25 protein-coding genes and 1 other RNA gene are annotated in these 25,220 nt (G+C 41.1%); 11 read left to right on the top strand and 15 right to left on the bottom strand.

The genetic code is table 11. The annotated features are described in order from the left end of the window. Positions 1 to 60 precede the first annotated feature (60 nt). The 3 genes from BLR84_RS18395 to BLR84_RS18385 are packed head-to-tail and all read left to right on the top strand — an operon-like array spanning position 61 to position 2,850. Positions 61 to 825: a hypothetical protein gene (locus tag BLR84_RS18395; protein WP_090471024.1), complete on the top strand. Its 765-nt coding sequence runs from the start codon at positions 61 to 63 to the stop codon at positions 823 to 825. A gap of 38 nt (positions 826 to 863) precedes the next feature. After that, positions 864 to 1,196 (top strand): Rieske (2Fe-2S) protein, encoded by a 333-nt coding sequence (locus tag BLR84_RS18390; protein WP_090471022.1) that lies wholly within the window; start codon positions 864 to 866, stop codon positions 1,194 to 1,196. Positions 1,197 to 1,245: 49 nt separating this feature from the next. After that, positions 1,246 to 2,850: a Na+/H+ antiporter gene (locus BLR84_RS18385; protein WP_090471020.1), complete on the top strand. Its 1,605-nt coding sequence runs from the start codon at positions 1,246 to 1,248 to the stop codon at positions 2,848 to 2,850. A 14-nt stretch (positions 2,851 to 2,864) separates the two neighbouring features. On the opposite strand, the gene BLR84_RS18380 is transcribed toward BLR84_RS18385, so the two are convergent. The 7 genes from BLR84_RS18380 to rnpB form a co-directional block, all read right to left on the bottom strand. Continuing rightward, on the bottom strand, positions 2,865 to 3,533 hold the full coding sequence (locus BLR84_RS18380; RefSeq protein ID WP_143013938.1) for a DUF6348 family protein: 669 nt from the start codon (positions 3,531 to 3,533) through the stop codon (positions 2,865 to 2,867). 24 nt (positions 3,534 to 3,557) lie between these two features. Next, positions 3,558 to 4,439, bottom strand: coding sequence for a bifunctional 5,10-methylenetetrahydrofolate dehydrogenase/5,10-methenyltetrahydrofolate cyclohydrolase (locus BLR84_RS18375; protein ID WP_090471016.1), 882 nt, complete (start codon positions 4,437 to 4,439; stop codon positions 3,558 to 3,560). A gap of 98 nt (positions 4,440 to 4,537) precedes the next feature. Beyond that, positions 4,538 to 6,325, bottom strand: a complete 1,788-nt coding sequence (gene lepA, locus BLR84_RS18370) for a translation elongation factor 4 (protein WP_090471014.1) — start codon at positions 6,323 to 6,325, stop codon at positions 4,538 to 4,540. A 46-nt stretch (positions 6,326 to 6,371) separates the two neighbouring features. Beyond that, the gene (locus BLR84_RS18365; protein ID WP_090471012.1) at positions 6,372 to 8,048 is read right to left on the bottom strand and encodes a hypothetical protein; all 1,677 of its coding nucleotides are present in this window, start codon (positions 8,046 to 8,048) and stop codon (positions 6,372 to 6,374) included. A 395-nt stretch (positions 8,049 to 8,443) separates the two neighbouring features. Then, positions 8,444 to 8,905, bottom strand: coding sequence for a hypothetical protein (locus tag BLR84_RS18360; protein WP_090471010.1), 462 nt, complete (start codon positions 8,903 to 8,905; stop codon positions 8,444 to 8,446). Positions 8,906 to 9,005: 100 nt separating this feature from the next. Beyond that, on the bottom strand, positions 9,006 to 10,385 hold the full coding sequence (locus BLR84_RS18355; RefSeq protein WP_090471008.1) for a sigma-54-dependent transcriptional regulator: 1,380 nt from the start codon (positions 10,383 to 10,385) through the stop codon (positions 9,006 to 9,008). A gap of 217 nt (positions 10,386 to 10,602) precedes the next feature. Then, positions 10,603 to 10,997, bottom strand: an RNA gene (gene rnpB / locus BLR84_RS18350) — RNase P RNA component class A. A gap of 171 nt (positions 10,998 to 11,168) precedes the next feature. On the opposite strand from rnpB, the gene BLR84_RS18345 reads away from it, so the two are divergent. Then, positions 11,169 to 11,567 (top strand): DUF3574 domain-containing protein, encoded by a 399-nt coding sequence (locus BLR84_RS18345; RefSeq protein ID WP_090471006.1) that lies wholly within the window; start codon positions 11,169 to 11,171, stop codon positions 11,565 to 11,567. A 130-nt stretch (positions 11,568 to 11,697) separates the two neighbouring features. Here BLR84_RS18345 and BLR84_RS18340 read toward each other — a convergent pair whose 3' ends face one another. From BLR84_RS18340 to BLR84_RS18325, 4 genes are read right to left on the bottom strand one after another with little or no spacing between them, the layout of a single operon-like run. Then, positions 11,698 to 12,120 (bottom strand): c-type cytochrome, encoded by a 423-nt coding sequence (locus BLR84_RS18340; RefSeq protein WP_090471004.1) that lies wholly within the window; start codon positions 12,118 to 12,120, stop codon positions 11,698 to 11,700. Then, complete coding sequence (locus BLR84_RS18335; protein ID WP_090471002.1) at positions 12,117 to 12,770, bottom strand: SCO family protein; 654 nt, start codon at positions 12,768 to 12,770, stop codon at positions 12,117 to 12,119. The genes BLR84_RS18340 and BLR84_RS18335 overlap by 4 nt, the downstream gene beginning before the upstream one ends. Continuing rightward, positions 12,767 to 13,177 carry a hypothetical protein gene (locus tag BLR84_RS18330; protein ID WP_090471000.1) on the bottom strand — a complete coding sequence of 137 codons (411 nt, stop codon included), beginning with the start codon at positions 13,175 to 13,177 and terminating at the stop codon, positions 12,767 to 12,769. The genes BLR84_RS18335 and BLR84_RS18330 overlap by 4 nt, the downstream gene beginning before the upstream one ends. A 52-nt stretch (positions 13,178 to 13,229) precedes the next feature. Further along, entirely contained in the window at positions 13,230 to 13,700 is a 471-nt protein-coding gene (locus BLR84_RS18325; protein WP_090470998.1) for a DinB family protein, read from the bottom strand. 430 nt (positions 13,701 to 14,130) lie between these two features. Between BLR84_RS18325 and BLR84_RS18320 the strand changes: the two genes are divergently transcribed. Beyond that, entirely contained in the window at positions 14,131 to 15,495 is a 1,365-nt protein-coding gene (locus tag BLR84_RS18320) for a GH1 family beta-glucosidase (protein ID WP_090470996.1), read from the top strand. Positions 15,496 to 15,594: 99 nt separating this feature from the next. Here the strand turns inward: BLR84_RS18320 and BLR84_RS18315 are convergent, their stop codons facing one another. Next, the gene (locus tag BLR84_RS18315; protein WP_090471070.1) at positions 15,595 to 16,776 is read right to left on the bottom strand and encodes an acyl-CoA dehydrogenase family protein; all 1,182 of its coding nucleotides are present in this window, start codon (positions 16,774 to 16,776) and stop codon (positions 15,595 to 15,597) included. Between the two features lie 239 nt (positions 16,777 to 17,015). On the opposite strand from BLR84_RS18315, the gene folB reads away from it, so the two are divergent. The 3 genes from folB (at position 17,016) to BLR84_RS18300 (ending at position 20,243) form a co-directional block, all read left to right on the top strand. Continuing rightward, complete coding sequence (folB, locus tag BLR84_RS18310; RefSeq protein WP_090470994.1) at positions 17,016 to 17,375, top strand: dihydroneopterin aldolase; 360 nt, start codon at positions 17,016 to 17,018, stop codon at positions 17,373 to 17,375. Next, positions 17,372 to 18,769 (top strand): FAD-binding oxidoreductase, encoded by a 1,398-nt coding sequence (locus tag BLR84_RS18305; RefSeq protein ID WP_090470992.1) that lies wholly within the window; start codon positions 17,372 to 17,374, stop codon positions 18,767 to 18,769. Before folB ends, BLR84_RS18305 begins: the two co-directional genes overlap by 4 nt. Positions 18,770 to 19,265: 496 nt before the next feature. Further along, entirely contained in the window at positions 19,266 to 20,243 is a 978-nt protein-coding gene (locus BLR84_RS18300; RefSeq protein ID WP_090470988.1) for a PA5033 family protein, read from the top strand. Positions 20,244 to 20,286: 43 nt separating this feature from the next. Here BLR84_RS18300 and BLR84_RS18295 read toward each other — a convergent pair whose 3' ends face one another. Next, positions 20,287 to 20,733, bottom strand: a complete 447-nt coding sequence (locus tag BLR84_RS18295) for an acyl-CoA thioesterase (RefSeq protein ID WP_090470986.1) — start codon at positions 20,731 to 20,733, stop codon at positions 20,287 to 20,289. A 136-nt stretch (positions 20,734 to 20,869) separates the two neighbouring features. Here BLR84_RS18295 and BLR84_RS18290 point away from each other — a divergent pair, with 136 nt between their 5' ends. Further along, positions 20,870 to 21,310, top strand: coding sequence for an Hsp20/alpha crystallin family protein (locus BLR84_RS18290; RefSeq protein ID WP_090470984.1), 441 nt, complete (start codon positions 20,870 to 20,872; stop codon positions 21,308 to 21,310). Positions 21,311 to 22,043: 733 nt separating this feature from the next. Here the strand turns inward: BLR84_RS18290 and BLR84_RS18285 are convergent. Both BLR84_RS18285 and BLR84_RS18280 read right to left on the bottom strand, forming a co-directional pair. Beyond that, a complete protein-coding gene (locus BLR84_RS18285; protein WP_218128374.1) occupies positions 22,044 to 22,547 on the bottom strand; it encodes an anthrone oxygenase family protein in 504 nt (167 codons plus the stop codon). Positions 22,548 to 22,549: 2 nt separating this feature from the next. Beyond that, positions 22,550 to 22,885 carry a c-type cytochrome gene (locus tag BLR84_RS18280; protein ID WP_090470981.1) on the bottom strand — a complete coding sequence of 112 codons (336 nt, stop codon included), beginning with the start codon at positions 22,883 to 22,885 and terminating at the stop codon, positions 22,550 to 22,552. 169 nt (positions 22,886 to 23,054) lie between these two features. On the opposite strand from BLR84_RS18280, the gene BLR84_RS18275 reads away from it, so the two are divergent. Together BLR84_RS18275 and BLR84_RS18270 are read left to right on the top strand one after the other, a co-directional pair. Further along, positions 23,055 to 24,407: a PhoH family protein gene (locus BLR84_RS18275; protein WP_090470979.1), complete on the top strand. Its 1,353-nt coding sequence runs from the start codon at positions 23,055 to 23,057 to the stop codon at positions 24,405 to 24,407. A 111-nt stretch (positions 24,408 to 24,518) separates the two neighbouring features. Beyond that, positions 24,519 to 25,178, top strand: coding sequence for an MBL fold metallo-hydrolase (locus BLR84_RS18270; protein ID WP_090470977.1), 660 nt, complete (start codon positions 24,519 to 24,521; stop codon positions 25,176 to 25,178). Positions 25,179 to 25,220: the final 42 nt, after the last annotated feature.

Here is a 25,220-nt window from a genome sequence, read left to right as displayed (position 1 = left end):
AATTAACCTGGATTTAACTTAACTGATATGAAAGCCTTGTAAACCTAAAACCATCAGCCGATGAAAAAATTCTACCTACCCCTAATTTTTCTGGCCATGTTGTGTTTAAGCTCATGTGTAGATATTGAAGAACAATACGATTTTAAAGCCGACGGCAGTTGTAATGTTGTTTATGGTTTTGATATGAGCAAAGCCGTATCTGTATTGGTAAATCTGATGTCTGATTCGGTAAAGGAAACGCCTCAGTTTAGCCTGGTTAAGGATACAACATTGAATTTTTACAGCGCTATGCCCGATAGCACCCAGCAAAAAATGAGCATCGAGGAAAGCAACATGGCTAAAACCAGTGATCTTTCCATTAACATGAACCTGAAGAAAAGCATCATGAAGGTAAATATCACGCATGTGGCCAAAAACGCTGCTGATTTACAATATTATCTTCAAAACCTTTCAAAAATAGCCCTTAATAGTCGTATCAATGCATTCACCAGTGCCGATAAAGCCAGCAAAAGTTTTGATGCCCGTCAAATGGTAGCCGGTCAGGATTACTATTCGTACGATATCACCCCTCATCGGTTTTATCGTATCATTGATAAGGTTAAATTCAATGCATTTTTAAAGAAAACCCAATCAACCTTTATGATGGCCAAAGCTATGTTGATAGATATGCCCTATAAAGTGATCCTGAAATTTGCCAAGCCAGTTAAAAAATTAAACAATTCCAAAGCTGTGCTATCTGCCGACAGGCGGAGCGTAACATTGGTTACCAGTATGGATGAGGTGATCAAGAACCCCTCAGTAATGAATTTAAAGATCGATTTTTAAGATCAATCATTACTTTTGGAAGTCAAATCACGTACTTCATGAAATGGTATAAAATACCGGGAATCCAGAATATCCATGAACCATTTATTACCAAGATAAAGGTTGGAGGCAAGAGTATTTGCCTGGTTGGTTTTGAAGGACAGATCTATGCGCTTTCTGCCATATGTCCGCATGCCGGAGCCGACTTGAGTGAAGGTTTGTGTGTAAAAGGAAAAATCGTGTGCCCATATCACCGGTATACCTACAATCTGGAAACCGGTAAAGGAGGAGAGGGGCAAAATGACTTTGTGACAACTTACCCGGTTGATATCCGAGATGATGATATTTATATAGGTATAAAGTCTTTTTGGGACAGGTTAATGGGGCGATGAAAATTGGTCAATTTTGCTTAGAATATGTTACTGATTTTTATCTTTAGCTATGCATTACTCCCTGTTGCAATTCCTGATATTATTATTTGCCGCTTTTATGCTGATCATGCTGGCAAAAAAGCTAAATATAGCTTATCCCATATTTTTAGTTTTGGCCGGTTTGGTTATCAGCTATATACCCGGGATACCAACTATAACCATTGATCCCGACCTGATATTTCTGATATTTTTACCACCATTGCTATATGAAGCTGCCTGGTACACCTCGTGGAACGATTTCTGGAAATGGAAGCGGCCAATAAGCCTTTTGGCATTTGGACTGGTTATTTTTACCTCAACGATCATTGCTTTTCTAGCTACGGCCATCATACCTGGTTTTACCTTGCCTATGGGCTTTTTATTGGGCGGCATCATTTCGCCACCCGATGCTGTTGCGGCATCATCCGTTTTAAAGAATATCAAGATACCCAAAAGAATAACAACTATATTGGAAGGTGAAAGTCTGGTTAATGATGCCTCCAGCTTAATTGTATTACGATTTGCTTTGGCAGCGGTATTAACAGGACAGTTCTCCCTGCACCAGGCTGTTACAGAGTTTTTTGTGGTTACATTTATGGGTATCCTGATCGGTTTGGCCGTAGCCCATGTGATGTACGTTATCCATCGTTTTTTGCCCACTACAGCAGGGATCGATGCTGCGCTAACACTGTTATCGCCCTATTTTATGTACCTGGCAGCGGAGCAATTTCACTACTCAGGTATCATGGCTGTGGTGAGCGGAGGCTTATTCCTTTCATATCGGTCGCACGAAATATTTACCGACGGGCAAAGCCGTATGCAAACCATCAATGTTTGGTCGACGATAATTATTGTGCTCAATGGTCTAGTTTTTACGCTTATTGGTTTAGAGCTGCCCGTGATCATGAAAGGACTGGAGGGCTACTCTTTAAAAGAAGCCTGGAGCTATGGTTTGATCATTAGCGCCATAGTTATCCTGATCAGGTTGGTGTGGATATACCCGGGCACTTTTGTACCTCGCTGGCTTTTTAAAAGTATCCGCACAACGGAGCCCAGTCCCGGCTGGAAGAACCCTTTTATTGTCGGCTGGGCGGGAATGCGCGGAGTAGTTTCATTGGCGGCAGCACTTTCCCTGCCACTGATAACCCATACCGGGCAGGCGTTCCCGCACCGTAACCTTATTATTTTTATCACCTTCGTGGTGATATTGGTGACGTTGGTATTTCAGGGATTTACCCTACCGGTACTGGTTAAACTAATGAATATAAAAGACATCGACCCGGCTGTGCCCGAAGACCACCAGGAAATGACCATCAAGATCAGACTGACAGAGGTGGCCCTAAAAAGGCTCAATGAGCAATATTTCGACGAAATAGATAACAACCACCTGTTGCAGGCATTTAAAAACGAACTGCAATATAATGTTGAACATGCCACAGCGCGCCTGGAATCACTCGAACACGGAAATACTCACCAAACGCAAAGGGACGTTTACAGAAAAGCCCTGAAAGATATTTATCAGCTGCAACGAAAAGAACTATATCGCATCCGGAGAGAGAAAACATTCAGTGACGAAGCCATCCGCAGACAAGCCCTGCAAGTTGATCTTGCCGAGATGAAAATATTGAATAAGTAGAATAGAATGTATTACTATACTGCTTTTAGGATGATAAAAATGCGGCAACTAAAAAAATCCACATCTGGGATGACAGAAATTGCAGAAAATAACTCATCCGTATTTTCTGCAATTTGATTATCTATCAAGAATTCGGTATTGCTAATAGCGTTTTGATGTTGAAAATAGTAACCTCTGAACCAATGTAAATTATTGCTTAGTGGTAATGAAACTATTCCATCCTTAACCGCATTAAAAAGTTGCATTGGCCGACTAGAATCGAGGGGACTTTTACTGTTAGTTTTAGGAAGCAAATTACCAATATAGGCATTCCAACGTTTTCCATTGACCATCCATTCCTCAATAGTAATTTGTTCAATTATTTCGGGAGCATCGGATCCAAGGGCTGCCAATAGCACATGTAAGCTACTCATGCTAAAATTGGAAAAATTCCTGTTGATAGCATCTTCAACATCAACACCGATATCGCCAACGGATTCTATTATAGTCCCGCTATTGTCTGTTATAACCATAACATCTAACCTTGAACTTATATAATCTCGGACAATATCGTAGGTGATTCTTGATTTAAACTTTGCCTTTGATGGCAGATCGGTATAAATAAATTCATCATCCTGGCTTACAGCAATGCCATGAGCAGCTAAAAGTTCCGCCAAGTTTTGATTGGAATTTATCCCAGTCACTGGTTAAAAATGGCTATTAGGCGCCTATTGATAAACCTCTTTATTAGCCGAAGCCAGGGTGTTTTTAAGTAAGCCAATAATGGTCATTAAACCAACACCGCCCGGTACCGGGGTTATCCATGATGATTTTGGAGCTACGTTTTCAAAGTCAACGTCGCCATATAATTTATAGCCTGATTTGGTAAGCGCAGAAGTTTCGCGGTTCATACCCACATCAACTACAACCACACCATCTTTCACCATATCGGCAGTGATGAAATTCTTTTTGCCGATAGCTACGATCAAGATATCAGCTTGCAGCGTAATGCTTTTAATATCAGGGGTGCGGCTGTGACATATGGTAACCGTACAATTTCCGGGTGTAGTATTACGGGCCATTAAAATGCTCATAGGCGAGCCTACAATATTGCTGCGACCGACAACCACACAATGTTTACCAACCGTATCGATACCATATTCTTTAAGCATCAAGGTGATGCCATAAGGGGTGGCCGGTATAAATGAAGGTAAATTACGCTGCATACGGCCCAGATTTACCGGGTGAAAACCATCCACATCTTTACGATGATCAATGCGCTCGGTTACTTTTTCCGGATCGATATGTTTGGGTAGGGGAAGTTGCACAATGATACCGTCAATATCGGCATCAGCATTTAATTCCTCCACTTTCTTCAGTAATTCGTCCTCGGTCACATCATCCTCATAGCGTACCAGGGTTGATTTAAAACCAACCTTTTCACAATTTTTCATTTTGCTGGCCACATACGTTTCGCTGCCACCATCATGACCAACCAATACAGCCACCAAATGCGGTTGCCTGCCGGTTCTTTGTAATATTTTAGCCGCTTCTTCGGCTATTTCAACCTTAAGTTTTTCTGATACGTATTTTCCGTCTAACAGTTGCATAGATAAGAGTCAAGAAGTAAGAGCCAGGAATCAAGAGTAGTGTAAATCAAGGTAAGTTCTTTGTCTTGTCTCTTGATTCTTGTCTCTTGATTTTATAATTAATCAAGTTTCAAAACCGCCATAAATGCCGATTGAGGTATCTCTACGTTACCTACCTGACGCATGCGTTTTTTACCTTTTTTCTGTTTTTCCAATAACTTACGTTTACGGGAAATATCACCACCATAACATTTAGCGGTAACATCTTTACGTAAAGCCTTCACCGTTTCGCGGGCAATGATCTTAGCGCCGATAGAGGCCTGTATAATGATCTCAAATTGCTGGCGCGGAATAAGCTCTTTTAGTTTTTCGCAGATCTTTTTACCAAAATCATAAGAGTTACCCCTGAATATCAATGATGATAATGCATCAACCGGCTCTGCATTTAAACGGATATCTAAACGAACCAGGTCCGACTGGCGATAACCTATCTGGTGGTAATCAAATGAAGCATAGCCTTTAGATATGGTTTTCAGTTTGTCGTAAAAGTCAAAAACGATCTCGCCCATAGGCATTTCGAACACAAGCTCAACCCGGTCAGATGTTAAGTAGGATTGGTTTTTTATAAATCCTCTTTTTTGGATACAAAGTGACATTACCGGCCCAACAAATTCAGATTTAGTAATGATGGTCGCTTTTATATACGGCTCTTCAACGTGATCAATTTTACTTGGATCCGGAAGGTCAGACGGATTATTTACAACAATTTCTTCGCCTCTTGTCGAGTACGCAATGTAGGATACGTTGGGAACGGTTGTAATAACCGTCATATCAAACTCGCGCTCTAAACGTTCCTGGATGATCTCCATGTGTAGCATCCCCAGGAAACCACAACGGAAACCAAAGCCTAATGCCGCAGATGATTCCGGTTCAAAAACCAATGATGCATCATTCAATTGCAGCTTGGCCATTGATTCGCGCAGCTCTTCGTACTCGTCGGTATCAACTGGGTAAATACCCGCAAATACCATTGGTTTAACTTCTTCAAAGCCTTGAATACCGCTTTCGCATGGGCGGGTGATGGTAGTAATAGTATCCCCAACCTTTACTTCGCGCGATTCTTTTATACCTGATATAATATAACCAACATCGCCGGTTTTAATAACATCTTTTGGTAATTGCTTAAGTTTTAGGGTACCTACCTCTTCTGCAATGTATTGCTTTTCTGTAGCAAAGAATTTTACTTTATCACCTTTACGGATCTCACCGTTAACAACCTTAAAGTAAGCAACAATACCACGAAACGAGTTATAAACCGAATCAAATATCAACGCCTGTAAAGGTGCCTCAGGGTCGCCTACCGGGGCCGGTACACGCTCCACAATGGCACGTAATATGTCATGAACACCCATGCCGGTTTTACCCGATGCAGCTAATATTTCTTCACGTTTACAACCTATCAGTTCTACGATCTGATCTTTTACCTCTTCGGGCATAGCGCCTGGTAGATCCATTTTATTCAGAACCGGGATGATCTCCAGGTCGTTTTCTAATGCCAGGTAAAGATTGGATATGGTTTGTGCCTGTATACCTTGCGCCGCGTCAACTATAAGCAGTGCACCTTCGCATGCTGCTATAGAGCGGGAAACTTCGTATGAAAAATCAACGTGTCCCGGTGTATCTATCAGGTTAAGAACGTATTTCTGCCCGTCAAGCTCATAATCCATTTGGATGGCATGGCTTTTTATGGTGATACCCCGTTCGCGTTCCAGATCCATATCGTCGAGCAATTGTGCCTGCGATTCGCGCTGAGTAATAGTGTTGGTGTATTCTAATAACCTATCGGCAAGTGTGCTTTTACCGTGGTCAATATGTGCTATGATACAAAAATTACGAATGTGCTCCATTGAACCGCAAAAATAGCTTTTTAGGATGAGATTTTGATATTCTGTTTTAATTAGCTGCTTCTACAAACACTGGGGTTTCCGAAACATTCACGGTTACCTTGCCCGCTGCGGTAGAAACCTGGTTTTTTACCGCAGCATTTGCACCTGCTTTTAAGCTATAAATATTGGCTTTAGGGGTCAATAAACCTAAGTTTAGCGTGTAATTCGCGGTACGGCCTTTTTGATCGGGGATCATTAAAACATACATCACTTTACTGCCCGAAACATATTTGTCAACTATCGGATCGGCGTTTATGGTACTTTGATAGGCATAATTTCCCATCAGTGTATTGGTTTGTAATATATAGTCTGCCGCCGGTCTTGGCTTGGCATCCATAGCTAGCCCGGAAGTGGCATATTGAACATCAACATCAGGAGTATCATCCAACAACTGGTAATAGAATGTTCTTTTGATACCGTGTCTGATATACAATAGGGAGGTTCTCAGTATCCAGTCGGCTTGAGTTAAAAGAACTGACTTATTGCCAATGGCTATAGCTTTCTGATAACTACCCTGGTTAATATCGTAACCCGTTTCTGTTACCCAAACCTCAGGCTTTTGAGCCAGCGTGTTGGCATATTTAACAAATGAATCGGCAATTTGGCCAGCCATGGAGAGTTCCGGAGCTACCCCGGTAGTTGCCCTGGCATGGGTAAGTATATTGCCATTATTATTATAAAAATGGAAGTTGATCACATCAAAGCACAGATTGATGGTACCATCAGCTTTGTAGCCCCTGTTTTTCCGGCACCACTCTACCATTCGTTTAACCCAGTTTACATCGCAAGTGGCTAAACCACCCATCACTACCTGCATATTAGGATCAGCTGTTTTTACACCGACATTATTGCCTAATCGGCCTTTGTCGCCATCATAAAATGCCGACATGTTTGCTGCATACTCTTCAGGAGTTTGCTGAGTGGCAGCGCTTTTCCACCATTTGTCGCGCTCGTTATCGCATTCAATATATTTAATGAGCCCCATAGCGATCTTAACTACATTGGGCGGATCATTAGCCCATCGCGGGCGACTATCAACCTTAACCAATGCCCTGTTTACATTGCTGTTATAGCCATATCTGGCGGCAAACTGAAAAGCAGTACGTGCCTGATCGGCATAGGTTGCGGGATCACTTTTATTAAGACCATAAGGGGCTGGCACATTTTCATTATCCTGTAAATTAGCAGGGTAGGTGCTTTCCAGCCAGGTTGGGCAGTTTTTCAGATCGGCTAAAACCAAAATACCATCTTGTTTACAGCGGGTGTATATGAGGTCATAATCCCAGCTACCGTTATTGGTGGGGTTATAGGTGTAATCGCCTTTGGTGTTTTCCAACTTATTCCAGTTCATATAATGCCTTACCGAGCTAAAAGACTTTATAACAGCCATATTCGCCTCATAAATATGACTTTTCAAATTAGGGTTGGCAGGATCCTGCAAAAAGTTCCATTCGTAAGCATTGATACCAAACATATTCTTTAAAGCTACACTATTCGGAATAAGCGAACCATCGGTTGTGGTATCTTTTGAAATAACCGTACCATCAGGAGTTTGCGAGCCGTCATTTGTGGGTTTAAGCTTTTCTGTCCGACAGTTATTAAAGAATAATAGGCTTAGGGATAAAACAACAGTAAATTTACAGGACACAAGCATTTTAGCTGTTTTTGAGAATGGTATTTTCATATAGGGCCGCCGCAAAGATAATCAGTTTCCTGTCAAATTCGCCACCTCCCAAACCGATCAGCATAAGTTGATGTTATACCAATGATACTTTGCAGAAAAAACTTTTTAAACCCTAAATTTTAACACTTTTTTAGTCAAAAACGGGGTGAAAAGAGTAGGTTTTTATTCATTTTAACAAAGTTTTAACGCCATTTTAACACTTTTTAACAAATTTTTGATGGGTTTAGAAAGGTTTAAAAAGTATTAAATTTCTGATTATCAAATAAATAAGTACAAATCAACTTGCTTTTGCCCCCTTTTCTCCTTAACACAACAGCCCGATTTTCCTTTTTGATCAGAAAAACCGGGCTGTTGTATATACAAAAATACGAAAATTTTTAAACAGATCCTAGGCCTCAGCGAAGCTTTACATATGTTTCAATGATCTCGTGATCAATTTTTAAACTGTCAATTTTTTCAATGCCTTTTTGTACCAGGGTATCATGTTTAAATTCCACGGTAAATTTAAAATCGCCGCCTTCCCAATCGCGGGCATTGCAGTAGGCCAGGTGTTCCGCATAGTTGTTGCCCTGTAAGGTATAAGTGCCGCTGCCTGCGCTAAAAACGGGTTTGTCTACCTTTCCCTTTTTTAAGTCGTGGGTAAAAAAGGCGAAATCGCTTCCGTTAAATATTTTAACCATCTCCTGATCTTTTGAAGGAGTGGTTACCGTGGTATCGCCTTTGGTAATGCTTTTGCTCGATATTAAATGCCAGGTACCAATAAGCGGCTGTGGAGCAGATTTTTCTGTATCAGCAGGCTTTTGTGTGCAGGATGTTACCGCGAGAATACAAAACGATAATAAAAATGTGGCTTTCATAATGTGTTAGGGTTTATTACAATTGTAGATAATTTAACCCAATAAAAAAAGTGATTAAACCTTAAGTTCAATCACTTTTTAAAATTTTTGTATAAGTTTATTATTCGCCTCTTTTCAAACCGAACTTTTCTATCTTACTATACAGGTGACTACGTTGTATATCGATATCATCGGCTGTTTTTGATACGTTCCAGTTATTTTTCTCCAGTTTGAATTTGATGTACTCGCGTTCAGCAAAATCCTTGTACTCCTGGAAATTATTAAACTGATCAAAATCAGTCTGTGCCATGCCGTTGCCATCGCCACCAGCTACTGACGGTGCCGAAGGATTGGCAAATGCTTTCACATCACTATCGGTAATGGTTTTGTCGCTCAGGATGATCAGGCGTTCCACCATGTTCCTGAGTTCGCGAATGTTACCTGTCCATGGTAAGGCTTTCAGGGCTTCCAGGGCAGCATCGGATATTTTTTTAACCGGCATGCCATACTCGTTACAAATTTCATCCAGGAAGCTTTGTGTAAGCAGGGTGATATCGTCCTTACGTTCAACCAGTGGTGGTACGTGTATCAATATCACGCTCAGACGGTGGTAAAGGTCCATCCTAAAATTACCGGCTTCTATTTCTTTCAACAGATCCTTGTTGGTAGCGGCTACCACACGTACATCAACATCTATTTCTTTTTCGCCGCCTACACGGGTGATCTTGTTTTCCTGTAAGGCACGTAAAACTTTGGCTTGTGCCGACTGGCTCATATCGCCGATCTCATCCAGGAAAAGTGTGCCTCCGGTAGCAGACTCGAATTTGCCGATACGTTGTTTGATAGCCGATGTAAACGAACCTTTTTCGTGCCCAAAAAGCTCGCTCTCAATTAATTCTGACGGGATGGCCGCGCAGTTAACTTCAATAATAGGAGAGGATGAACGATTGGATTTTTCATGTAACCAGCGGGCCACTAATTCCTTACCACTACCATTTGCCCCGGTGATCAAAACGCGGGCATCAGTAGGGGCTACCCGGTCGATGGTTTCCTTTATTTTAACAATAGCTTGAGAGTTACCCAAAATTTCGCGAACTTTTGAAACCCTCCGCTTTAAAACTTTAGCTTCAACAACCAAACTTCCGCGATCAAGAGCATTACGTACGGTGATCAGCAGGCGGTTAAGATCAGGTGGTTTTGATATAAAATCAAAAGCTCCTTTTTTACTGGCTTCAATAGCGGTTTCAACCGTACCATGACCAGATATCATGATAAAAGGCAGATCGGGTTTTATGGCTAAACCCTCGGTAAGTACCTCCATGCCATCCATGCGGTTCATTTTTATATCGCACAGTACCAGGTCATAATCGTTTTTTTCTATTAGCTGTAGTCCGTCAACCCCATTGTCCACATCTTCAACCTCATAGTCCTCATATTCCAATATTTCACGCAAAGTATTACGGATCGCCCGCTCATCATCTATTATTAAAATTTTAGCCATGTTTTTTTATTAAAGTAATTCAGGTAGTTTTTTAAAAGTCAGAAGTCTTAAGCATTAAGTCGTCAATTGAAAACTATTTCAGAACAGAATCATACTTAGAACTCAAGATTCAGTACTTCATTAGCTTGCTAATATATTAAGATTTTGTATAGAAAAACAAACACTCGAGCTTGTAACAAAAATAACCCCTTCCTGTTTGCAGGAAAGGGTTATATAATTCAGCAGCAAATCTGTAAGCCGGGTTCTGTTCCCAATAAATCGGGATTCTATCATTAATCTGGCCCTGCCATTGCTGACAGGTTTAAACAACCTACCCATCCCGGAGTAGTGCCCGAAGGCATTGCGGAAGCGAGCAGCTCCACTTCCGGGACCTATTTGGTTTTTCAACTCCTGAGGTTTACCATCATTTCCGGTCACCCGGAAACGTCGTGAGCTCTTACCTCACGGTTTCATCCTTACCCTATCCCGATAGCTATCGGGACGTGGCGGTTTATTTTCTGTTGCACTTGCTGTCGCCGGCTGCCGGCGCCTTCCCGTTAGGAAGCAGGATGCTCTGTGTTGCCCGGACTTTCCTCCGCTGTACAAGACAGCAGCGATAGAACGTTTTGCAAAAGCAAAGGTAGGGATTTTTTTGTGGAGGGTGATCAGAATCTCCCTATACCTCGCAATGACGCGTGGATATTATATGATGGAATACTTATGTTATTTGTAATCATTAATTAAACAGGATAAACAATAGTTAAATTTTATTATTTTTGATGTATACCCAAACCTTTTACACCTATGAAAAAGAATATCTATCGAATTTTACCTGTATTATTTTGCATTGCTTTGGCTTCCTGCGCTACTTATCAACGGAGCGATCTTTTTTTTGGAAGAGATATCCCCGATGGCGGACAGGTTAGCGAACAGCAATGGAAAGCTTTTAGCGACAGCGTGATCAGTCACTTCTTCCCCGAAGGCTATACCGAATGGAATGCCGACGGGCGCTGGAAGGACACCAAAACAAAAGTTACCATTACTGAGCCTACCAAAGTAGCTACCTTTTTTGGCAAGCCAAGTAAACAGCGTGACGTGGCGCTGGATAGCATAGCTCAGCTGTATATCCGCCGGTTCAGGCAGCAAAGCGTGCTGAGATCGGATAGTAAAACTAATGTGCAGTTTATTAGTAAAACACAGTAATAATAAGTTGCTGGAAAAAACGGATGTCACCCTGAGCTCCGTCGAAGGGAGAGCGCAGAGGCCTACACACCATACTTCGACGAAGCTCAGTATGACACCCTTTGTAATTTCAGAAGCCCACTAATAACGTTTACTTACACTCTTTCAAATCAGCCTGAACCTGTTGCAGATTGATCAAACCCTGCTTATTACCAAAGGAGTTGGTAATATAAGTCAATACTTTAGCTACCTCAATGGGCGACAGATCGGCTGCAGCAGGCATTTCACCTTCAAACTCGCGGCCTGCTATGCTTAATTTCCCTTTTAGTCCGTTTTTAAGATAACAAGCCAGTGACGACCGGTTCTGTTTCAGAAAAACGGAATCTGTAAGTGGGGGAATCAGGGCTTGCAAGCCTTCACCTTTTTCGCCATGGCAATTTTGGCAATGGGCCAGATATAAAACGCTGCCGCTAGAATAATACCGTTTAAATTCAATCTGCTCATCGCTCTGGCACGAAGCCGCCACAGCCATAATGAACAATAATCCTATACCTGTAATAAACGCTAATTTCATTTAGCTGCAACCTGGTCGGGTTCGGTTTTTAAGGTTTTTATATCGGCAATTAATTTGGTTACCTGCGCCGGATCGGTACCATCATAAGTGCCACGGAGCCTTTTTTGCTTGTCGACTAAAATAAAGTAGCCATCATGTATATATTCTCCTTGCGGATTTTTTTCCTGTACCGATACCAGGTATTTTTTGGCTATCTGGTAGGTGTCTTCTTTGGTACCATGTAAAAGCCACCAGGTATTACCGCTGATGCCTAATTTGTCGGCGTATTTTTTCAATACCGGAACGGTATCATATTTAGGGTCGATGGTATGAGATATGATCCTGAAATTATCATCAGCCTTAAATTCCTTATACACGTTAAGCATATTGCGGTGCATTACCGGGCAAATGGAGGGGCAGGTGGTGAAAAAGAAATCGGCCACATATATTTTACCATCCAAACTTTTATTGGTTATGGTATCGGCGTACTGGTTCACAAATTTAAACGCGGGTATGGTAGAGTAAACAGTATCGGTAACCGGCTTGCCATTAACCGTTTTGGTAACGGGCTCGCGATTGCCTAAAATAGGAAGTGTAGCGGGTGTACTGTTACCTGATTTGCAGGAGCTGTAAAGTGCTATAATGATCAATGCACAGATGATGTTCTTCATTTTTTAGAGGTTGTATTGAGGTATTTATTGGAAACGGTAACTGCGTTGTTTATCTGCGAGTCAATAACCGCAATCTTCTTTTTCTGATCGGTTAAGTAATCAATGATCTCTTGGTGCGATTTACCTTTATTCTCGGCATCAAACTTATGCATCCAGTCGCTCATGGCGTTATCGGCATCATCAACTATTTTCAGATATACTTTAGCCGAATCCTGGTTTACGGCGGCGCCAGCGTTTTTGATCAAGCTATCCAGGATCATTTTATTCTTCATCAATTGCTCATCGCTGGCCATTACCTTATCATGAACGGCTATAACACTGTCCAAAAGCAATTTTTCCTGTTGTTTACTATCTCCACAGCCAAACAGAACAAGGGTTGTTAAAATGGCTAAACTAAATTTTTTCATAGGTCTCTTTCTCGATAGAAGTATGTACTGGCAAATATGGCAAATAAACAGGTTAAACGTCGCTTCTTAGTAATCTTAAATAGTAGCTATAGTCAGTAATTGGTAAACTTTCTGCACCGTTTAACTTTAACTGCTGACCGATCTGCGCCCTGGTATGTGTGCCATGGTTAATTACATGGGTTAATATATCTGCCAGCGTGTCTTGTAAATGGTCGCCCCTGAAATTTTGATATTTAATTGTTTTATCAAAATCAGCGTCGCTTAGTTCATTTAAATAGCTCAACCATAGATCATGACCTTCGGGAACCAGCTGCACACACTCTTCAATGGTATACTCAAACCAGGGACTTGTGAACCTGTTTGGCAAGCCATGACAGCGGTCATACCAAACCTGTTCGGCTGTAAGCAGGTGCGCAAACAACTGCAATGGTTTTTGAGGCACGTGAGCATCTATCACAGCTTTCAGTATCAGGTCATTGGCAAAACGGTTATAATTGAATAATTTAATAAAATGTGTTTTCATGGGGCAGAGATATTAATGAAACAAGTATCCGGCTTAAATTGCAAAACTCAAAATCAGAACCTGGTCCATTTTTATCTTCTTATTTCAACCAGCAAAGCAGGTAAAACTTATTTTTTTTAATAAGTACTTGTTTCACAATAAATTACTAACTTTAAGTAAAACATACTTGTTAGTTAAACCGTACAATATCAAGGGTTTAATAATATGATAATATAACTGTTACAATAAGGTTATACCAGCATCTTACCTTTAGTTATATATTAAAAAACATAGTTATGAAATTCATCACGATTTTTTCAAGACTGATCAGCAGTGTTCGCGAATGGATGATCCTGAAAAGTATGAGATCATCTTTCATACATTAAGTTGTCCGTTAAATTCTTCTTTCATAAATATAATCGCAATTTTGGGCTTTGCGTAGCTCAATTTAATGGAACTGACTGATCTCGATACACTACTCCGCCAACAACTTTTTGGCTCCGATTTTATTTGGGGCGTTTCAACCGCTGCATTTCAGATAGAAGGCTCACATGATGCCGATGGCAAAAGCGAATCGGTATGGGATGCTTTTACAGCCAAAAAAGGTAAAATACTCAATGCCGACCATGCCCGTACTGCCTGTGATTTTTATAACCGGTACGAGGAAGACATCGACCTCATTAAACAACTCCGTATTCCCAATTTTCGCTTTTCCATATCCTGGTCGCGCCTTTTACCAAATGGTACTGGTGAGATAAACCAGGCTGGCATTGATTATTACAACCGGGTTATCAATTATTGTATTGAAAAAGGGGTAGAGCCCTGGATTACCGTTTACCACTGGGATTTGCCCCAGGTTCTGGAACAAAAAGGAGGCTGGACAAACCGGGAAATGATTAGCTGGTTCAGTGAGTTTGTGACCCTGTGCGCCCAAAGCTTTGGCGACCGGGTAAAACACTGGATGGTAATGAACGAACCAGTAGTTTTTACAGGTGCTGGTTACTTTTTTGGCATCCATGCCCCGGGCAGAAGCGGGATCCGGAATTTCATCCCGGCCATACACCATGTGGTGCTCAGCATAACCGCAGGCGCTAAAATATTACGGGAATTATTGCCCGAAGCACAGATAGGCACTACATTTTCCTGCTCGCAAATTGAACCTGCTACCGATAAGCCGCGCGACGTTGCCGCCGCTGTAAGAGCCGATGCCCTGATCAACCGCTTATTTATTGAGCCGATTTTAGGTATGGGTTATCCTGTAAAGGAATTGCCGATATTAAAAACCATGCAAAAATATATACTGCCGGGCGATGAAGATAACATGCATTTTGATTTTGACTTTATAGGGATCCAGAATTATACCCGCGAAATTGTCAAATACTCCTTCTTTACGCCTTACATCAACGCCAAAATGGTGAAGGCCGAAGACAGAAAAGTAGAAGAGCTCACGGCGATGCGCTGGGAGGTTTATCCGCCATCTATCTATCATATGATCAAGAAATTTGATGCTTATCCCGGGATAAAAAGTATCATTGTTACCGAAAACGGGGCAGCTTTTCCGGATGTGGTTGAGGAAGGTAAAGTAAATGATCCGCAGCGGCTGCGTTATCTTCAGAATTATATACGCCAGGTTTTAAAAGCAAAAAATGAAGGCTGCAAAATAAACGGCTATTTTATCTGGACGTTGACTGATAATTTTGAATGGGCCGAGGGCTATCATCCCCGTTTCGGGCTCATCTATGTAGACCATACCACCCAACAACGTATTGTTAAAGAATCTGGGAAATGGTATGGGGAATTTTTATCGGAAAGGTAATCTGAATCAGAATTTTCAGAATTTAAGGATTTTCAAAATTCTAATTAATCAATTCTGGTAATTCTTAAATTCTGAAAATTCTGATTCAGACAAATTTATTTATTTAAACGCATCCTCGCCGGTGATATCCATCCCGGTTATCAACAGGTGAATATCATGTGTGCCCTCATAGGTGATTACTGACTCGAGGTTCATCATATGCCTCATAATAGAGTATTCGCCGGTTATACCCATGCCACCCAACATTTGACGAGCTTCACGGGCAATGTTGATAGCAGTTTCTACGCTATTACGTTTAGCCATGGATATCTGAGCGGCGGTTGCCCGGTTCTCATTTTTAAGTACACCTAAACGCCAAACCAACAGCTGAGCCTTAGTGATCTCGGTGATCATTTCGGCCAGTTTCTTTTGCTGCAGCTGAAAGCCTGCTATAGGTCGACCAAACTGAACACGTTCTTTGGAGTAGCGTAAGGCAGTATCATAGCAATCCATAGCTGCACCAAGCGCTCCCCAGGCAATACCATAACGCGCCTGGTTTAAGCAACCCAATGGCCCCTTCAAGCCGGCCACATTAGGTAACAGGTTTTCCTTAGGGATTTTCACATGATCAAAAACCAGTTCACCGGTAGCAGATGCTCTTAACGACCATTTATTATGGGTAGTAGGGGTGCTGAAACCTTCCATGCCGCGCTCTACGATTAATCCGCGGATCTTACCACTTTCGTCTTTAGCCCAAACAACGGCTATGTCAGCGAATGGGGCGTTCGAGATCCACATTTTGGCACCATTTAAAATATAATGATCGCCGGCATCTTTAATATTGGTGGTCATGCCGCCCGGGTTTGAGCCGTGATCAGGTTCGGTAAGGCCAAAGCAGCCTATCATTTCACCGGATGCCAGTTTGGAAAGATATTTTTTACGCTGCTCCTCAGACCCATACGCGTAAATAGGGTACATCACTAAGGAACCCTGTACAGATGAAGTAGAACGAATACCAGAATCACCACGCTCAATTTCCTGCATGATGATGCCATAAGCCATATAATCCAGACCGGCACCGCCGTATTCAACAGGTATGGTTGGGCCAAAGGCGCCTATTTCGGCAAGTCCTTTTATCAGTTGGCTGGGGAACTCGGCCTTTTGGGCGTAATCTTCAATTATCGGGCTTAATTCTTTTTTCACCCAGTCGCGCACGGATGAGCGGATGAGCTTATGTTCTTCGGTTAGCAGTTCATCTAATTGATAATAATCAGGCGATTCGTATAGATCTGTTTTAGCCATAATGTTATAGTTGGTGGGCAAATATAGATGATTTAGGGTGGAGTTGATGAAACCTAAATCGCTGTTTTTGAATACCAGAAGCCACTTTATTCCAAAAACTATGTTTAGATTGTTTAAACCTGCTTTTTGCAAATTATATTTTTTTGAGAAAATTCATTAAGCGGTCATTCCTGATAAATTTTAACGTTGACGGGACATAAACAGCGCATCTAAATCAAAAAATCAATTACTTTTGGAGCATGATAAACATAGCCTTGCAGGGTGCAGAGTTTTTTGCCTATCACGGATTTTATCCGGAGGAACAAAAAATAGGATGTCGATTTCTGGTAGATATCGCGGTTGGTTTTGAACCTGTAGCCGACCTGAAAGACGGTTTGCATAATACGGTCGATTATGAAAAGGTTTATGCCATGGCCTGCGAGGAGATGAAGATACCGAGCAAACTGATAGAAACTGTAGGGCAGGCCATTACTAATCGTATTCAAAGCAAGTATCCGTTTGTGAAAACCATCCAGGTAACTATCAAGAAATTAAATCCTCCGTTGACAGGCCGTGTAGCCCAGTCGAGCGTTACTATTAATTATCCACCAGCAATATGAATTATAATATCATAACACCACCTGTAATTGAAGCGATTACCGCTATAGTTGGTGCCGACGCGGTTATTGTGCAACATGACGACCTCGAAAAATACAGCCACGATGAAACCGAGGACCTGGTTTACTACCCGGAAGTAGTTGCCAAGCCTCAAACCCCGGAAGAAGTTGCCGCCTTACTGAAACTATGCAGCAAGCACCGCATACCGGTTACACCACGCGGGGCTGGCACAGGGTTAAGTGGGGGAGCATTACCTGTTAAAGGAGGCTTGCTGATAGCCATGGAACGCTTTAATAAGGTGCTGGAGATTGATGAGCAAAATCTGCAGGCTACTGTAGAGCCAGGCGTGATCACCGAAGAATTTATGAATCAGTCAGCTGCCAAAGGCTTGCTTTACCCGGTTGATCCGGCTAGTAAGGGTAGCTGTTTTATTGGCGGTAATGTGTCGCATGGTTCTGGTGGGCCGCGGGTGGTTAAGTACGGCACTATACGCGAATATGTATTGAACTTACAGGTGGTTCTGGCTTCGGGCGAGATCATCTGGACGGGCGCAAACACGCTTAAATATGCCTCGGGCTATAATTTAACCCAATTGATGATAGGCTCGGAGGGAACTTTGGGTATTGTTACTAAAATTGTGGTTAAGCTGATACCCTTGCCAACAATTGATGCGCTGATGCTGGCCTCATTTCCAACTAACGAAGCAGCCTGTGCAGCGGTATCAGCTATATTCAGGGCGGGTATTGTACCATCGGCGCTGGAGTTTATGGAACGCAGGGGAGTGGAGTGGGTAAAAGAATATGACGATATCGCTTTTGATCTGAAGGATGATGTTCAAGCCTTTTTACTGATAGAAGTTGACGGTAACAATCAGGATGTGATATTTGCTGATTGCGAAAAAATCAACGCCGTTTTAGAGAATTATGAGTGCAACAATGTGCTGTTTGCAGATTCATCGGCACAAAAAGAAGAACTTTGGCGTTTGCGGCGCACTATGGCGGTATCGGTAAAATCAAACTCTATTTATAAAGAAGAAGATACTGTAGTACCCCGCGCTGCATTACCACAACTCATCAAAGGCATCAAAGAAGTAGGCGCTAAATATGGTTTTGAATCCGTTTGTTATGGCCACGCCGGTGATGGTAACCTGCACGTAAACATCATCAAAGCCAAAATGAGCGATAGCGATTGGAATAATAAACTAAAATTCGGTATCCGCGAAATTTTTGAATTAACCGTATCATTAGGCGGTACACTCTCCGGCGAGCACGGCATAGGCCTGGTTCAAAAAGAATTTATGCCTATAAAATACTCCGACGTGCATTTTGCCCTATGGAAAGGCATCAAAAAAGTATTTGACCCTAACGGGATACTAAACCCGGGTAAGATATTTTAACAAATCTGCGAATTAACTTCGTTGGAGGCTTCGCCGTTTCAGGTGCGCAGATGATAACAACACTTTGCGCATCTGATTTTTTTGATCTTGCTTTTATTTTCACCTTCTTCCCATCTATACAAGAGCATATTATACTACATCATTAGCTCTCATATTTATTATTGATAATTGAAAGGTATTTTTTAATTATTATACAATTATCTCATTATTAAATAATTAAATATTATATTTTTAAATAAAAAATATGATGTAATAATGTTGTGTTGCATATTTTGCAATTGTTTTATTATCTGCTCAACTTAGTAATGTACAAGCTGAACCTTATTTAATTTTTACATTTTATGCCATATATTATTTCATAATCAATGTAAATAAAGACAAAAAATCAGGTGACCATACAGGAGATTACTAAGGTGATCCAGGTGAAGAGGGCTTGCAAAAGTAAATATCAACTTATTATCATATTAATAATATCACTAAAACCAAATCATTATCTATGAAAAATTCATTTACCGTAAAAAGAAGTCTTGTTGCTATTACAAAACTCACCTTCTTTATTTTCTGCCTGTTAAGTATTTATTCGTGCAAAACAAAAAATGATGAGATTCCATCGCCGGATCAATCATTAACTTCCGCCAAAACAAAAGTCAGCGCGAATTCCGGTGTGCTTATGGGCACTATTGATGTTGATGGGGATGGCGTTCCAGATAATATCTATAATAACGGATCCTTCATCACCGTAGTGCGTGCCACAGGCTTAAGTCATCAATATGCTGTAGGTGGCGGCGCCTGGGCATTATTATTTGGTAATGCCAGCAGCATAGTTGATCTGGATGGTGTTGCCGGTGCGGAAATTCCGGTAAACATTGGCGGAAGTTTGCTAATTATTAACGACAGACAGGGCACTACCTCTACATACCCCATCGGCAACGGAAGTTGGGCGGCGGCGCCCGGCAGTATCGCCGACCTGGATGGTGTAGCAGGGGCAGAGATCCCCATTGTTAACGGTAGTCAACTCATTATCATAACGGCAAGAACCGGTACAAAATCATCTTATCCTATCAGTTCCGGAAATTGGGCGGTGGTACAAGGCGGCACTACCGATCTGGATGGAGTACCAGGTGCCGAAATAACCATGGTAAGCGGGTCGCAACTCATTATATTTACGGCTAAAACAGGGCAAATGAACTCTTACCCAATGGGTTCCGGAAGCTGGGCTATACTTTCCAATGGTTTTCAGGATTTTGACGGAATTGCAGGTAATGATATAGCTATCACTCAGCCGGAAAGCTCGAGAAATAACCTGATCATTGTTCATCCAAAATCACGCACAACCACTACCTATTCAACATTGGGGTACTGGTATTTGGTAAGCTATGCCAATAGTGGTACGAGTGGCGTTTATATCAATGTATTCTCAACAACTTATAATAAAAATTATACAGTAGTTGACGCTACGAAAACTATACGCTAACATTTAAAAATCAGTCACCGTATAGCTTTGTGGTGACTGATTTTTAATTCGTATTCAATATCAACCTCGGCTCATCATACTCAATCATATTGCGGCGCTCATTGGCCGGTATAGCTACCGATTTGTTAGCACTGTAATCATAGCTAATGCAAATGGTTTTGCCGGTAGTTACAATTTCTTCGCCGTGCTCGGTTATCTTAACCAGTACATGCATCACATCAAAACTGCTGTTGCCAATGCGTACGGTACGTACGTAACAGGCTATCTGATCATTAATGGTAATGGGTTTCAGATAATTGATCTCCGACCTGCCCAGGATAATGCCCGCATGGTTCCAATCCCAGTTGATGATCTCTTTCCAGTAATTACTTCTGGCTATTTCAAAATAGGTTAAATACACCGCGTTGTTTACATGTCCGAAGGCATCTATATCTGAAAAACGGATGGGGATGGCCGTTTTATACTTGTAATCTGAAAGTTTTTCGCTCATTTAGGTCATTTTGTCTGTACAAAATCAGCTTATAGTGACAAAATGTCGCTTATTTATCGATTTTATAGCTTGGTACAACACTTGATTAATAGCTTACGAAGTTAATAAAAACAAAAACTTAAAGGAGACATAAAAAATGACACTTGTAAAATTCAACAACGGATTAAAAAATAACGCGGTAAACCCATTCTTTAATGATGTATTAGATTCTTTATTGAACGATTCATACATCGGTAATAAATTAGTTGCCCGAGTGCCTGCGGTAAACATTGCAGAAACTGAAAACGAATTTCAGATTGAACTGGCAGCACCTGGTTTAAAGAAAGAAGATTTTAAGATCAATTTGGATAAGAATGTATTGACCGTCTCGGCCGAAAAGAAAAGCGAAAGCGTAGAAGAAGGTAAAAAATTCAGCAAACGCGAATACAGCTACAACTCTTTCAACAGATCATTCACTTTACCAGAAAGCGCTGATCATTCAAAAATTGAAGCTGATTATACCGATGGGGTATTAAAGCTTACCGCAACCAAAAAAGAAGAAGCTAAATTTCAATCAAGAGAAATAGCTATCAAATAATTAAAGATTGTTTTCATAAAGTAGTAGTTTGGTTTTTTAGAGAGGTCGCTCCGTAAGGGGCGGCCTTTTTTGTGCAATTAGAGCGCTAATAAAAGGCATTTCTAGGTGGTATTTATTAAAGAATTTGGCCACTTTTTCTATTTTACGCGTTTTTTGAAATGTTATATTTAAAAACTTTTCCATTTTTTGTGAATAAAGTTATTGTTTGTAACCATCACTATTTTTCAACGCTTAATAAATAATAGCCTGTCAACCAGCATTTAGCCAATGTTTATAACCTCATTTTAAATGTTAATAACGTGTTAATAAAAAATAAATAAAATCCTTGCAGAATTACGGAGATGTCCCGATATTGAATTCATCAAGAACGACGTACATTGACAGCCTTTCAGGATTACAGAAGTTGAATCGGGCAGACCTTCGGGGAAGCTAAAGAACAAGGGAAGTGCCTGAGTCACATGAAAAAATAAAAAAACGAAAGTCTTTGAAAAAAGATTGTGATTAAAAGAGGTATTGGGGAAATGCAGGAACTTCACGGAGAACCGCAACTGAACCAATGACATTGAAGGAGTCGACAGTTCGCAAGAACGACGGACAAGATCATGTCGGTAGTGATACACAAAACTTGGTGCTACTGGGAAGCTATGGCAGAACAGTGGTCAGGAAACGGGAGTTCAATTCGAAAGAAGAGACTCCCGTTTTCGCGTTTATAAGGTTTTGCAACCTACTCTGCTTATTTACTTTCGCAGCAGCAAGCCACAATAACCAGTACCAAACTTACTACATTGGCCAACGTGCGGATGTTATGCAGAAAATTCCAGGGCCCTTCAAACATTGCCCGGTATACGGAAAGGTCCTTTGCCGATGCGGTTTCTGCATTGAGCCTGGCCAAAGCATCATTTAAAGGCACATTCCCAAACATAGTTACGCCAAATACACCTATGGCATAAATCAGGGCGGCAGCAACTAACAATATAAAGCGCGTATTCATTCCTGGGCTATAATTCAGGTAAGCACTTAATGGCAGTAATAATAATGTCCCCATAAAACTGGCAAAAAACAGTGGGTTTAAAATCTGCACGTTAATGGAGTTCATGGCGGCAATGTATTCGCGATCGGTCAGCTTACCCAGCCCTAAATTAACGGAGCAGGTGTAGGCATAAAACAGACCGGCAATTAAGCCGGTGGCTGTAGCGGTGATTATTAAAATCAGGGTTGTCATATTCATCTTGATCATGATTATTTTCTTAAAGTTTTAATGTATTCAATTACTGAGCTTATCTGGATAGCCGATAGTTTTTTGCCCCAGTTGGGCATAATACCCCGGCCCTTACTGATAGTGTTAAGCAATTCGTTATTATCTAATTTACTTATTTGTAAATTTTTGGCTCCCCAGCGACCTCTTGTGCCATCATTACCGTGACAGGTGGCACATTTTTTTTCAAACAGGGCTCTGCCTGTTAAGGGTGGGTTTTGGGCATAAGTAGCATGATACCAACCCAGAAGCGCAATAGTTATAAATGGTGTAAGCAATTGCCGTACTTTATTATTGTTTTTAAAAATCGATGATTTCATGGCGTTTTATTTTTTGATAAAATTGGCACGATATCAAAAAATAAAATAGAACAAAACCGACAGGGAGGGAAACTCTAAGTCTTAAATCCGAAATCAAAAATTCGAAATCAAAAATCCAAGATGATCTTTGTGCTTGAAACTAACAGCAGATTCCTTAAATTAGTCGGATATGAATAAAGATGGTAAGAACGGAACTATTGTAAGTAATAAAATATTTGTTTTAGATACCTCAGTGATCCTTTACGATCACAACGCATTTCAGAATTTCCAGGAACATGACGTAGCCATACCCATACAGGTGCTGGAAGAACTGGATAACAAAAAGAATGGTAACGACACCCGTAATTTTGAGGCCCGCAGTTTTATCCGGCTAATGGATGACCTGTCGCGCAATAGCCTGGTAAATGAATGGATCCCGCTCAATGGCAAAAGCAAGGGCAGCTTTAAGGTGGCCATGGATGTTAAAACCACCGCTATTGACGCCGAGGAGGTATTTGGCTCCGACAAAACAGATCATCGCATATTAAACGCGGCTTTAGGTTTACAGGAAGAGAATCCCGGTAAAAAAGTAGTACTGGTATCAAAAGATATATGTCTGCGGCTCAAAGCGAAAGCGCTTAACCTGCATGCGGAAGACTATGAAACCGGTAAGATCAAAAACCTGGATGAATTGTATACCGGGCAAACCGATGTAAACAAAGTAACCGAAAAGCTGATCACCCAGCTCAATAAACATGAAAACCTGCCTGCCGAAAGTTTACATATAGCATCATATACCAACAACCACTTCTATATATTAAAAGGTAAAAACAGTGATGTTCCGGGCTTTTACAATACACAAACCCGGCAGCTTGAAAAAGTTATTGAACAGCCAGTGTTTAATATATTACCCAAAAATATTGAACAAGCGTTTGCTATTCATGCTTTATTACATCCAGATATTAAACTGGTAACCATACAGGGTAATGCCGGCACAGGTAAAACCCTGCTTGCCTTGGCCAGCGCACTGGAGCAACGTAAATATTATCGTCAAATTTTTGTTACACGCCCTATTGTACCCTTAAGTAATAAGGATATCGGTTTTTTGCCTGGCGATATCAAATCAAAGATCGACCCGTATATGGCGCCGATATGGGATAACCTGAAATTTATTAAAGACCAATTCATGGACGATGAAAAGATGCAGGCCAAAATTGATGAACTGGTAACTAACGACAAAATATCGATCGCTCCACTTGCTTTCATCCGTGGACGTACGCTAAGCAAGATATTTTTTATTGTAGACGAAGCCCAGAATCTTACGCCGCACGAGGTAAAAACCATCATATCACGTGCCGGAGAAAACAGCAAATTTGTTTTCACAGGAGATATTTACCAGATAGACACACCATACCTGGATGCGGAAAGTAATGGCTTATCATACCTGATAGATAAAGCCAAAGGACATCCACTATACGCACATATCACCCTGCAAAAAGGGGAGCGGAGCGAACTGGCTAATCTGGCAAATGAGTTGTTGTAATTTTTAGTATCAAGTAGCTAGTATCAAGTATCGCGACAGCTACATTAGCTTCACGAGGTATTCAAAAATCTTGATACTTGATACTAGCTACTTGATACTAAATTGAAGTCTATGAAAATTTCAAAATACCTCCATTCATGCCTTGTATTTGAGCTTGATGGCTATAAAATTCTATTTGATCCGGGCGATTATTCTTTTATTGAGGGCCTGGTAACGCCCCAAATGTTTGCCGATGTCAATATTATTGTGATCACACACATCCATCCAGATCATTTTGTAATAGATATTTTACAAAAAATCATGGATGTTAGCGACGCGCAGGTGCTTACAAACAGCCAGGTTGGCGAACAATTGCAAAAAGCAGGAATTGAATTTTCTATCCTGGAAGACGCTACCGAACATTTTGGCCCATTTAAGCTGCAAGCCTTCCCGGTACAACATGCTTTGATCATGGATAACCCATTACCGCAAATGACGGGCTTCATCATTAACGACAAAGTGTTGCACCCGGTTGATTCGATGGAAGATAAACTATTGAAATTCAAAGATCTAGAATTACTAATCATGGTAACCATGGCGCCATTTGCCAGCGAAGTGATGATATCTGCTTTTGCCGATCGGTTAAATCCGCGCCAGATATTGCCCGTTCATGATGGATACGCTAAAACGTTCTTCATTCAGAAACGCTACGCGGCCTATGCAAAGCATTTCGATAAACTGGGCATCAAATTCCATGAAGTATATCAAGTGGGAGATAGTATAACTATCTAATAATCAGATTATAATTATTTTACTCTAAACAAAAAAACCGAA

The sequence above is a fragment of the Mucilaginibacter sp. OK268 genome, assembly GCF_900103125.1.
Classification (GTDB): domain Bacteria; phylum Bacteroidota; class Bacteroidia; order Sphingobacteriales; family Sphingobacteriaceae; genus Mucilaginibacter.
This window is presented reverse-complemented; position numbering and strand designations above follow the sequence as displayed.